Annotated in this window: 10 protein-coding genes; all 10 read left to right on the forward strand. The window is 69.9% G+C overall.

Annotated elements, in window-relative coordinates; all coding sequences use genetic code 11:
* Positions 1 to 95 precede the first annotated feature (95 nt).
* The 10 genes from ACIRG5_RS37490 (at position 96) to ACIRG5_RS37535 (ending at position 10,427) form a co-directional block, all read left to right on the forward strand.
* Positions 96 to 557 carry a hypothetical protein gene (locus ACIRG5_RS37490; protein ID WP_402913944.1) on the forward strand — a complete coding sequence of 154 codons (462 nt, stop codon included), beginning with the start codon at positions 96 to 98 and terminating at the stop codon, positions 555 to 557.
* Between the two features lie 108 nt (positions 558 to 665).
* Entirely contained in the window at positions 666 to 1,160 is a 495-nt protein-coding gene (locus ACIRG5_RS37495; protein WP_402913946.1) for a YbaB/EbfC family nucleoid-associated protein, read from the forward strand.
* The gene (locus ACIRG5_RS37500; RefSeq protein ID WP_402913949.1) at positions 1,157 to 1,471 is read left to right on the forward strand and encodes a WXG100 family type VII secretion target; all 315 of its coding nucleotides are present in this window, start codon (positions 1,157 to 1,159) and stop codon (positions 1,469 to 1,471) included. Before ACIRG5_RS37495 ends, ACIRG5_RS37500 begins: the two co-directional genes overlap by 4 nt.
* Before the next feature lie 21 nt (positions 1,472 to 1,492).
* Complete coding sequence (locus tag ACIRG5_RS37505; RefSeq protein WP_402913952.1) at positions 1,493 to 5,779, forward strand: hypothetical protein; 4,287 nt, start codon at positions 1,493 to 1,495, stop codon at positions 5,777 to 5,779.
* Positions 5,776 to 7,884 carry a type VII secretion system-associated protein gene (locus ACIRG5_RS37510; RefSeq protein WP_402913955.1) on the forward strand — a complete coding sequence of 703 codons (2,109 nt, stop codon included), beginning with the start codon at positions 5,776 to 5,778 and terminating at the stop codon, positions 7,882 to 7,884. Before ACIRG5_RS37505 ends, ACIRG5_RS37510 begins: the two co-directional genes overlap by 4 nt.
* Before the next feature lie 13 nt (positions 7,885 to 7,897).
* A complete protein-coding gene (locus tag ACIRG5_RS37515) occupies positions 7,898 to 8,722 on the forward strand; it encodes a phosphotransferase family protein (protein ID WP_402913958.1) in 825 nt (274 codons plus the stop codon).
* Positions 8,723 to 8,762: 40 nt separating this feature from the next.
* Complete coding sequence (locus ACIRG5_RS37520) at positions 8,763 to 9,071, forward strand: zf-TFIIB domain-containing protein (protein WP_319976911.1); 309 nt, start codon at positions 8,763 to 8,765, stop codon at positions 9,069 to 9,071.
* A gap of 89 nt (positions 9,072 to 9,160) precedes the next feature.
* Positions 9,161 to 9,607, forward strand: a complete 447-nt coding sequence (locus ACIRG5_RS37525; RefSeq protein ID WP_319976910.1) for a hypothetical protein — start codon at positions 9,161 to 9,163, stop codon at positions 9,605 to 9,607.
* An 8-nt stretch (positions 9,608 to 9,615) separates the two neighbouring features.
* Entirely contained in the window at positions 9,616 to 10,041 is a 426-nt protein-coding gene (locus tag ACIRG5_RS37530) for a hypothetical protein (protein ID WP_093591151.1), read from the forward strand.
* A gap of 104 nt (positions 10,042 to 10,145) precedes the next feature.
* Complete coding sequence (locus ACIRG5_RS37535; RefSeq protein WP_330272329.1) at positions 10,146 to 10,427, forward strand: DUF4287 domain-containing protein; 282 nt, start codon at positions 10,146 to 10,148, stop codon at positions 10,425 to 10,427.
* Positions 10,428 to 10,895: the final 468 nt, after the last annotated feature.

Below are 10,895 nucleotides of genomic sequence, written 5' to 3' on the forward strand. Positions count from 1 at the left end.
CACGTCTACCTGGGTCAAAACGGGGGTACCGCACCAGCACCTTCGGTAGACAATGCCCGCAGGATTCAGGCTACTCGTGTGACGGAGAACGCACTGTGCAGGTCAACCCGAGAGCCGTTGCCGTCATCGCCGCGCTGACGCTGGTGCTGTCCGGATGCTCCGGCTGGCAGGAGCAGGCAGGCGTCGGCGAGTGCGCGAAACAGGTCGACCTCAACGACACGAACGTCGAGATGGCCGAAGTGGACTGTTCGTCAGAGGAAGCCGTGTACCGCGTGTCTTCGCGTGAGCGACGCACGATGTGCCCGCCCGGTGACTACCTGACGGAGTCGTCGGGACGATCGAGGACGAACGGCAAGACACGGCTCTGCTACGTCCTCAACGTGCAGGAGGGCGACTGCCTCAAGGCCGTCAACCAGTACTTCGAACGGGTGGCGTGCGGCACCGGCACGCGCAAGGTCACGAAGGTCGTCGACGGCCAGTCCGACCGTGCGCTGTGCAACGGAGATGACGCGAAGACGTACTCGCAGCCGGTGAGGACGATCTGCATCACCAACTGAGCCGTTCGGCCGACACCTCCTGATCACCTTCGGTAAGTTGCCGGAGTGCTCGATGACGATCAGCTAGCGACTCGTAACGCAGAGTTGCGCGGCACTCTCGACAACCTGATGCGGGAACTCAAGGACCGCACCGACGGGCTGCGCGACGCCCAGGCGGCGATCGCGGCGATGTCCGGTGTGGCGTCCTCCCCCGACGGCAACGTCGTGGTGACCGTGGACTCGACGGGTGTGCTGGACAAGCTCGAGCTCGGTCCGCGCGCCTTCGAACGCGTCACACCCGAGCAGCTGGCGCAGACGATCACGCAGGTGACCCGCCGCGCCGCGCAGAACGTGCGCGAGCAGGTCAACGCCCACATGGCCCCGCTGACGTCGGAAGAGGGCACGCTCGACCTGCCGGACATCGTGCCCGGCGCGCCGTCGATCAAGGACATCTTCCGGGTCGAGCAGCGCGACGAGCCCGCCCCGCCGCCCCCTCCGTCCGATGAGGACTTCGGCTCCTCGGTGCTGCGCAAGGAAGCCCGCCCGGTGCAACGCGCGGTCACCACCGACGAGGACGAGGACTTCGGCGGCAACTCGATCATGGGCAAGGGGAACCGCTGGTGAGCGCGGGCGGCCACACGTACATAGAGGCCGCCGGGGTGCGCTCGGCGGCGGCGAAGATGATGAGCACGGGCGCGGACATGGCCGGCAGGGCCACCGCGCTCGCCGCCGGCCTCGACGCGGAAGGCCAGTGCTGGGGTGGCGACGAGGCGGGCCAGAAGTTCGGCACCGACTACGTTCCCGCGTCCGACGGCGTCCGCAAGGTGATGGCGGAGGTCGCGAAGACGTTGCAGGACATCGGGAAGAACCTCGAAGAGTCCGCGAACCTGATGGAACAGCAGGACCAGTTCAACGCACGCGGCATCAGCGGCTAGCAGTCTGGGGGATTGCTGCACATGGGCATCGAGATGCCCGCCGAGGTCCGCTGGCTCATCCCGATCGTGGTGGGTGACAGCTGGCCGGAAGGCGACGAGACGGCGCTGCAACGACTCGCGGAGGTCTGGAAGCAGGCCGCCACCGACGTCGACGACGCCATGCGCGAGGCCGAGGACGCGGTCAAGCAGGCGACGTCCAACATGGACGGTGAAGCGGCGGAGGCGTTCAAGAAGTACTGGGAGAAGTTCGTCAAGGGCGAGGAAGCCACCCTCCCCAAGATGAAGGACGTCTCCGAGAAGCTGTCGACGGCCTGCCGCAACTGCGCGATGCAGATCGAGTACGCGAAGCTCTCGATCATCATCGCCCTGGTCATCCTGGCCATCCAGATCGCCGTGATGATCGCGTCCGCGGTGGCGTCCTTCGGCGCGTCGACCGCGGGCATCGTCCCCGCCCAGATGGCCACCCGCGCGGGCGTGCAGATCGTCTTCCGCCAGCTCGTGCAGAAGCTGATGCAGCAGGTAGGCCGCAACCTCATCGGCAAACTGGCCCTCCAGGTGGGCATCGAGGTGGCCACCTCGGTCGCCACCGACCTCGCCGTCCAGGGCATCCAGCTCGCCAAGGGCACCCGCGACACCCTCGACACGAAGATGACCCTCGACGCAGCCAAGTCGGGCCTGATCTCAGGCGTCGTGGGCATGGGCGTGGGCGCAGGCATGGGCAAGGCCCTGGGCGACGGCGTGGGCGACTCGATCGGCCGTTCCATCGGCCGCAACGCCGCCGAGGAGGCCATCATCGGCGCCGGCTCCGCCCTGGCGGAGGGCGCGCTGAGCGAGGAGGGCATCAAGGCGGAGAACGTCCTGTTCGGCGCCACCTCGGGCGCCGTCAGCGGCAGCGTCTCGGGCACGAAGTCCGGCATCGAGGGCATGAACGCCGACATCGGCGTCCCCACGGCCGGCGACATGCCCCGCCCCACTTCAGGCGACATGCCCCGCCCGGACACCGCTCCGCGCATCGACGCACCCCAGGCGCCGCCGTCCACCGCCCCAGCCTCCACTCCGGACGCCGAGGCCCCGCCTCGACGTTCCGCCGACGCCACGAACACGTCCTACGCGGCCCCAACGACCGAACAACCCCAGCACCGCGCCGCCCCGGACACGACCCCGGCGCCCTCACCGCAGCCCCAGGGCTCCGGCCAGTCCCCCGGCCAGTCGGCACCGGCCACGGCTCCAGCAGCGTCCAACGCGCCTTCCAGCGCTCCGCCGGCGCCGCGCACGTCGATGCCGGCCGCCCCGCCCGTGGGCGGCCCGTCCCCGTCGAGCGGCGGAGGCTTCTCGCCCAGCAGCGGTCCGGCAGCGACCGGCAGCCACTCGCCCAGCGCAGGTTCCTCGCCCACGGGTGCCGCCGGCACCGCGCACGCGGCCGGGCCGGCGCCGAGTCACACTCCGTCCCCGACGGGCAGTGGTCACAACTCGTTGCCCGCCGGCAGCGGCCAAGCCCCGCCCTCAGCTGGCGGAGGCCACGCGTCCCACGCCGCCGGACCGACCGCGGGCCACTCCCCTTCCGCACCCGGCACCGGTCCCGTGCCAGGCGGAGGTCACGCGCCGACCGCCGGCAACCCGGTCCCACCCTCAGGTGGCCACGCCCCATCGCCTCTGCCGGGTGGTCCGTCTCCGGCTGGTCACGGGCCTGCCGCAGCCGGCCCAGCGCCTCACGGCCCAGTTCACAGCGGCCCGCCCCTCGGCGGCCCGAACAACGCGCCCCACCTGCCGGGTGCCCCCAGGCCGCACTCCCCGAGCCCGGATCCCGCCAGCGGACCCGGCATGCCCGCAGGCCTGTCCGGGCCCGGACAGCACCGGTCTCCCGCAGGCGACGCCATCCACCAGGCGGCGACGTCCACCCCGCTCGCGCCGCCGCCCTTCGCCGCGCCGCCGAACCGTCACAACGAGACACCCGCGCCGCAGTCCCCAGGGCACGGACCGGCACAGCAGGGCTTCCCCACGACTCACCAGTCCCCGGCCCCGCACCACCAGGGTCCCCGGCCGCAACAGGCCGCGCCTGTCCCACAACGGCCTCAGCCCCCGCAGCCAACGCACCAGCCGGTCCCTCGACACGCACAGCCGCCCCAGACCGGCGCACAGCGCCACCCGGCACCCCAGCAGCCGGCCGCGGCGCACGTTCCACCGCGTGACCAGCGCTCGGCACCTCAGTACCAGCCGGCACCCGCCGCGACCTCCCAGCCACACGAACGGCAGGCGCGCAGCCCACTCGAGGAGCTGGCGCGGCAGAAGAAGCCGGTCAGCCTGCCGGAGCACCTGAAGCACCTGCAGAACCACACCGCGCACACCAGGGCAGGCCTGTCACTGCACGACAACGCCGGTGCGGGGTGGAATCGCAGGGACAGCTCGGTCTACTCCGCGACGACGGTCGCGCCCGACCCGCACCGCTACACCGTCGACGTGCACGGGTCCGCGGACAACGTGCGCGTCGGCGACACCAAGCTGACTCCGAAGGACGTCGCCGACATCATCCGGTCGAGCGGCGACTGGGACGGCAAGCAGCCGATCCGGCTGCTGTCCTGCCAGACGGGCACGAAGGCGGACGGTTTCGCCGTGAAGCTGAGCCAAGAGCTCGGTGTCGAGGTCATGGCGCCCACGAAGGACGCGTGGGTCGACGACATGGGCAACGTGTTCGCCAGCTCCACGCACTACGACCACAAGCGCGGTGGCGACTCACCCGGCTGGCCGCCCAACGGTGACTGGGCCACGTTCAGGCCGGACGGCACCAGCTCGAAGCACGACAGGTCCACCGCACCGGGCACCACGCCCACCTGGGGCGACGACGTCCCAGAGGAAGGCGTGCGCGCACACCGCCGCGGTGAGCCGATGGTGTGGGTCCAGGACAGGTTCGGCAACGCGATGCTCGTGCCCGCGAGCCACGTCGCGCCGCCGCACCAGGTCAGGCAGCCGACACCCCCGCCACCACCTCAGGCGAACCGCGGCCAGCGACCACCCATGCCTCCTCCCCCGCCCAACCAGGGACGCCGCCCCGCCGGCCCGCCGCCGGGGCAGATGCCGCCGCGGTTCCTCCAGCAGGGCCCGGTGCCCCCGCGCCCGCCGCAACCAGGCCCCGGTCCGCAGCGCTTCCCGCAGCCGGGCCCGGTCCAGCAGCGGTTCTCCCCACCACCACCACCACCACCACCGAACCAGCAGCGACCGCCGCTCCCACCACCGCGGCACAGCAGCCGTCCGCTGCCGCCGAACCCCGGACAGCAGCGACCGAACTGGCAACCGCCCGCACCGGGCAACGACTGGCGTCCTGCTCGGCCTGCCGACGTCTCCGAGGTCCAGTGGCACCGTCCCGGAGACGACAGCCCGATACCGAGCACACGTTCCGACGTCACGCCGCCGCAGGCCCAGCCCGTCCAGCAGGCACCCGAGCGGGCCGGCCGGATCGAGGACGCGCCCGCACGCACCCAGGACCCGGTCGAGACCCCCGGCTCGGTGGCCGACACCGAACCGGCCCGCAACACCCAGCCGGTCCGCGAGGCCGAGCCGGCACCTGCGCCCGACCCCGAACCGAAGCCAGAGCTGCCGCCGTCGCCCTACGCCGCGGATGAGGACCAACTCGGCATCCGGTCGCGCCTGGACGGCTTCGAGCCGCCACCCGACGTTCGCCGCGAGTGGGCCCAGAAGGCCCACGAACTGCGTGAGGACGCGATCGCCAAGGGCGCGACGGACTACGCCGACCCGCACTCGGACGACGCACGGGCCCACGGGGCGCAGGCCGCGCCCGATGGCGCCGCGCTGCACTTCGAGGACATCAGCGACAAGGCGGCCTGGCGGATCAGCAGCGAAGAGCTCTACCGGTTCGACAACAGGCATCCGACGACGGTCTTCGGCGAGGGCTTTCACGTCAGCGAGCACAAGCAGGGTGGCACGACCCGCGAGCAGGTCACGTCGAACTCGGGCCGCATGGTGTCGGTGACCCGCGACTCCAGTTGGTACACGAGCAAGCAGTTCGGCGGCAGCCAGGCGCCCCAGATCGGAGACGTCGCGTACAACTACGTGATCGACGCACCGGGCGGCCTGGACGTGCTCGCCACCCTGGAGAGAGAAGGCCACCGGGACCTGCTGCTGTCGGTCGACCAGGAGGCGGAGGTCGGCTTCCTGGGCGGCATCGACCGGCGTTTCGTCAAGGAGGCCATCGAGGTGAAGTGGGACGGCACGCAGTGGGTTCCCACGAGGCAGTCCTTCACCAACCCGCACTACGAGCCGCACACCACTGATGCACTGGGGACCACGTCATGACGCAGCCTGGCAACGCACTCGGCACGCCCGAGATCACCGACAAGATGCGGGCGACCGCCAAGCAGAGCCCCGGCGTCCACCTGTACGCGATCGACCCGATGTTCGACCCCGACGGAGCGGTGCCGCCGTTCGCGATCAGGGGTGCCTTCCCGGTGGACGAACGCGGCGAGATCGGTGAGTTCATCCCGAACGCCGAGTACCGGCCGAGCCCTCGTGCGCTCGAGCTCTCCCTGCCGGAGAACGCGCTGGAGCGGGCGATCGAGCTGGCCTCCACCGGCTACGGCCCGGACGCCGACGTGGTGCTCGCGTTGCTGGAGGCGGAGGTCTTCACCGTCGACCGCGAGGAGAACCCAGGACACTTCGCCATCGCCAGGGAGGGCGACGACCAGGTCCTGCACGTCTTCACCTCCGAGGCACGACTGCCCGGCAACTGGTCGCGCTGGCAACGGGCGCGTGGCAGCGATCTGGGCGGTCTCGAAGGGGTTCTGCTCCGGCTCAACCCCGGCGTCCCGGCCGTGGCCTCGGTGACGATCCCCGCGGCCGACCTCGTCGCGGCCGCCAAGCCCGCGGCCGAGCCCGAGCTCGGCGTGGGTGACTTCGTGGTGTGGAACAACAGGTTGCTGCCCACCACCCACCGCAAGGTCGATCACCGGATCGCGACGCACGCCGTGTTCGACGACGGCTCAGGCACTCCTGAGCCGCTGGGGCAGAGCCTCGTGGAGTCGGACTTCACCCACTTCGCGTTGGCGCACGGCACCGATGGCTCCCTGTACAAGGTGCGGAGCGTCAGTGATGACGACCTCGAGGTGGCACTGCTCAAAACCGGCAAGCCGCCGGAGTTCGTCACCAGGTCCCGCGGGGAGTTCGAACGGCTGGCGCAGATGCGCTTCAACCTCTACCCGTCCCTCGACGTGACCGACGCGGCACCGCCGTACTTGGTGATTCCTGGCTCCGACCAGAAGCCCGCCCAGGCAGACGCGCTGGTGGACGAGATCACCGCTCTGCTCACCCGGCACTGTCCCGGTGGCTGGCAGACGATCGTCGTGGAGTGCCACGCGCTGGGACCGTGGCAGGAGCTGACCGCGTCCTTCCGCGGTGCGGACGGTCACGAGCGCCACTGGTTCGCGCCCGTCATGGCCGGCCAGTGGTTCCAGCGGCTGCGGGCAGCGAACTACGCCTACCCGTTCGGCGCCTGGACGACGGCGCACTACGAGGTCACCAGGGGCGAACGGCCGAAGCTGAAGTTCAGCACGCGTGCCGAACCGCGCTGGGCCGTCTACTTCGACCGGGGCCCGATGGATCTCGCGGACCAGTTGCTGCGCACCGAGTTGCTCCGCTTCCCGCGGATGCCCCAGGCCACGCCGGAGTGGATGGCCGCGGCGCTCAGCACGCTCACGCTGGCAGGGCCGCCGAAGTCGGTGTTCGCCGAGTCGCCTGCCCGCGGCAACAGGGAGACCCATCTCGTGCGCGTGTTCGACGGGATGGACGAGGCCGAGAAGCCCGTGCTGTTCCGCTCGCCGGTCGTGCCCGGTGAGAAGAAGGCGTTGCTGGACTACCTGACCAACGCAACCGTGGTGCTGGCGTCGCGCGGCCTCGTCCGCGACTGGATGGACCCCGAGCGTGCGCGGGAAGTGCCGATGGCCTTCCACACGGACGGCCGCTGGGTCTGGCCCAGCACGGTGGCGTACTACCTGGAGAAGTACGACGTCGCCCCGGACCAGTCGTTCCTCGCGCACATCCGCGAACGGGGATACCAGCTGCCACGACGGTTGACGTCACCTGTGCGAGCACGCGCACTGGCGGTGGCGACGGACGCGCCGGAGCTCGAACCCGCGCTCGCGGCCGAGTTCGAGACGGCGGCCCAGGCCGTGCACGGCATCGCCGAGTTCCTGGCCCTCGACAAGCGCAGCTATTCGCTGGGCACGGCCGTCGAGAACGCCCTGTGCCTCGTGCGCGAAGAGGACACCTATGTCGTGTTCTGGCTGTATGACGGTGATCGGCGCTTCTACGCGGAGTTCGACTCCCCCGGCGACGCGGCGACCTACCTGATCGGCTTCATGTACAGCTACACCGACGCACTGCGTCAACCGTCCGCAGCCCAGTGATTCACTTGAGCGCGTGGACGACCTGATCGCGGCGATGGGCTCGCTGACCGGCTCCTCCGCCACCCCCGAGGTGCTCGGCGGCGACCGCGGCGACGTCGTCGTCGTGCGCGTGGGCGACGTGGTGGCCAAGGCTCTGCCCGCGGACACCGACGTCGAGGCGTTGCGGCAACGGCTGGAGATCGCGGCGGCGCATCCGGAGTTGTTGCTGCCGCCGTTGAAGCCGTTGCAGTTCGTGGACGACCGGCCGATCACGGTGTGGCCGTACGGGACGCCGGTGAGTCAGGACGATCCCGACGCGGCGCCGTGGGAGGAGAGCGCGGCACTGCTGGCGAAGTTGCACGAGTTGCCCGCGCAAGGGCCCGCGGCCGGAACACCGGAACGGATTGTTCGGGCCATTCAGGCGCTGCCGCCGGAGTTGCCGCATGCCGATGTGGTGTTGCGCGCGTTCGAAGTCCTGCCGCCGTTGGACACGCACGGCCGTGCGTTGATCCACGGTGATTGGCACCTCGGACAGCTTGTGCACAGGGGGGCCTGGCGGCTCATCGACGTGGACGATCTCGGGGTCGGCGATCCGGTGTGGGACCTGGCCCGACCTGCGGCTTTGTTCGCCGCGGGGGTGTTGCCCGCCGACCTGTGGGCGCGGTTCCTGAACACCTACCGTGAAACGGGTGGTGTGGCTCTGCCGACAATGGAATGGGAAGCACTCAACATCCCGGCTCAGGCGTACGTTGTGCAGATGGCAGCGCGGGCACTCGTGTCCGGGTTGCAGGCAGTGGAACCGCTGGTTGAAGCCTGTCGTCGGATCGTCGCGACGCACGAGAGCAGTGACCGCGGCTAATATCGTTTTTGTCCGGTCCCACCGCAGGAGGCTCACCACGATGCAGTGTCCCAAGTGTCATGCGAACATGCGCACGTTCGACCGCATGGGCGTTCACATCGAGCAGTGCGACGGCTGCCGCGGAGTCTTCCTGGACTACGGCGAGCTCGAGTCGATCACGCGCCTCGAGGCCCAGATGCAGGCCCCGCCGCCTCCCGTCGCGCCGCCGCCCGCCGCCTACCCGCAGCCGGCTCAGCCCGCCTGGGGCGCCGCGCCGCAGCAGGTCCACCACCACCACGGCGGTCACGCCGGCTACGGCTACGGCCACCGCAAGCACCGCGGCCTCGGCGGCCTCTTCTTCTCCTCCTGAGTGCGCGACGGCCCCGGATCTCTGGTCCGGGGCCGTTGACGACTACCGAGAAATAGGTGGATAATCGGTAGTCAACGGGAGGAGTAGCCATGTCTGTCGCGACCGAGGCCGCCCACATCCGCGACCTCTTCGACACGATCGAGGAACTCGAAGCCGTCGCGTCATCCCTGTCAGAAGACGACGAACGCCGCCACCGCCTGGACGGCGTCGTAGCCAAAACCCTCCGCCAGGCCCCACCCGTACGTCCCGTGGTGGCAGGTGAACTCCTCGACCTCACCGAGAAGACGGTGAAGGCCTGGGCCCGAGAAGGCGTACTGGCCATCCACAGCCAAGAACCGCGCATGCTGCTGGACACCGTGCGCCTGCACGAGGTCCTCCACCTCGTCTCCGACCTCCGCCGCGCAGGCAAGACCCGCGGCCTGATCGACGAAGTCCACCGCCGCCTCAGCGACCAGTCACTGCTGGACCGCCAGGACCTCGCCAACTCCCTGGACGAGATGCGCAGCGGCAGAGGACGCGTGGTCCGCCCGGTTTGATCGAGGTAGTGGAAACCCCCACCGCACACGCCCAGGCCAACGGCCTGCGCGGCAGAGCCCGCGTGGCCTACGAACGCTTCCTGGACGAACTGGCGCACTCAGGCTGCGCCGCCCTGGGCTACCGAGTGACGGGCCCAGAACCACTCCCACGCCTGTGCGTGAAGCACCTACGAGGCCCCGACCGAGTAGTAGTCGCCTTCCCCTCCCCCGAAGTCGTGTGGGTGCTCCTGGTGGGCCCACACGACGACGACCCGGGCCTGGACCTCTACGAGGCCCTCTACGAGATGGCCGGCGTCAGACCACGCCTCTCGGAAAAGCGAACCAAACCCCGCTGCTGCACCGACGAAAGCGGCATCCCACCCCTGGTGGACGAACACCTGGTGGACGACCTCGTGATCCGAGCCCGAGCCCTGGCCAGAGCCCGCCGCCGCTAACCGAACACCCCTCCCTCCACCCGCAAGCAGGTCTCACCGACAAATTTTCTTGTCAAGACAGCCTGAGTTGTCCTCGCTCTGTTCACAGACGAACGGAGACCACGATGTCCTTCCAGGCCTACCTCGACGGCGCGGAGAAGAAGACCGGCAAGACCCCGGCAGACCTGCTGACGGAGGCGGCGGGACGCGGATACGACGGAACCACCAAGGCAGGCGTGTTCCTGGAGTGGCTGAAGACCGACTACGACCTGGGCCGAGGCCACGGCATGGCGCTCTACCACGTGCTGAAGAACGGTGCGCAGATCAGCGAGAAGCACGTGGGCACCAACGGCAGCCACCGAGACGAGTCGACAACACTCCGCCTGGACGGCATCGCCAACCGCTGACACGGCAGGCCAAGGCGGGGGTCCCCTTGGATTCAGCGTCCCCCGCGACCCAACGTACAGAGCAGGTCTGACACTCCCGCGAGAGCGAAGGCGAGAGCAACGCCTGACCGCCAAAGCCGAAGGCAACGCCTGACCGCCGCGAAGCCGAAGGGAAGGCGGGCAAGACGAGACGGAGAAGCGCGAAGGGTGGGGGCAAGCAGTCCAGGCGCGCGTCATGGCGACCGCCCGATCGCCCGCGAAGCCGAAGGCGAGCCGTCCTACCGAGCGGGCCCGGCGGTGGGGTCCCGTCACGAGTCGCACCACAGCACTTGCTGCACCTGGAGATGGGTGTCAAACCGCCACGCTTTTCGGCGGTTTGACACCCATCTCCAGGTGTGGCCCGCTCTTGGTTCGGCTCGTGACGGGACCCCACCGCCAACGCAACCCTCAAAGCAACAGGCAGCCGCCCAACGCAACAGGCGTGCCATC

The organism is Lentzea sp. NPDC102401 (assembly GCF_044765805.1).
Taxonomy (GTDB): Bacteria; Actinomycetota; Actinomycetes; order Mycobacteriales; family Pseudonocardiaceae; genus Lentzea; species Lentzea sokolovensis.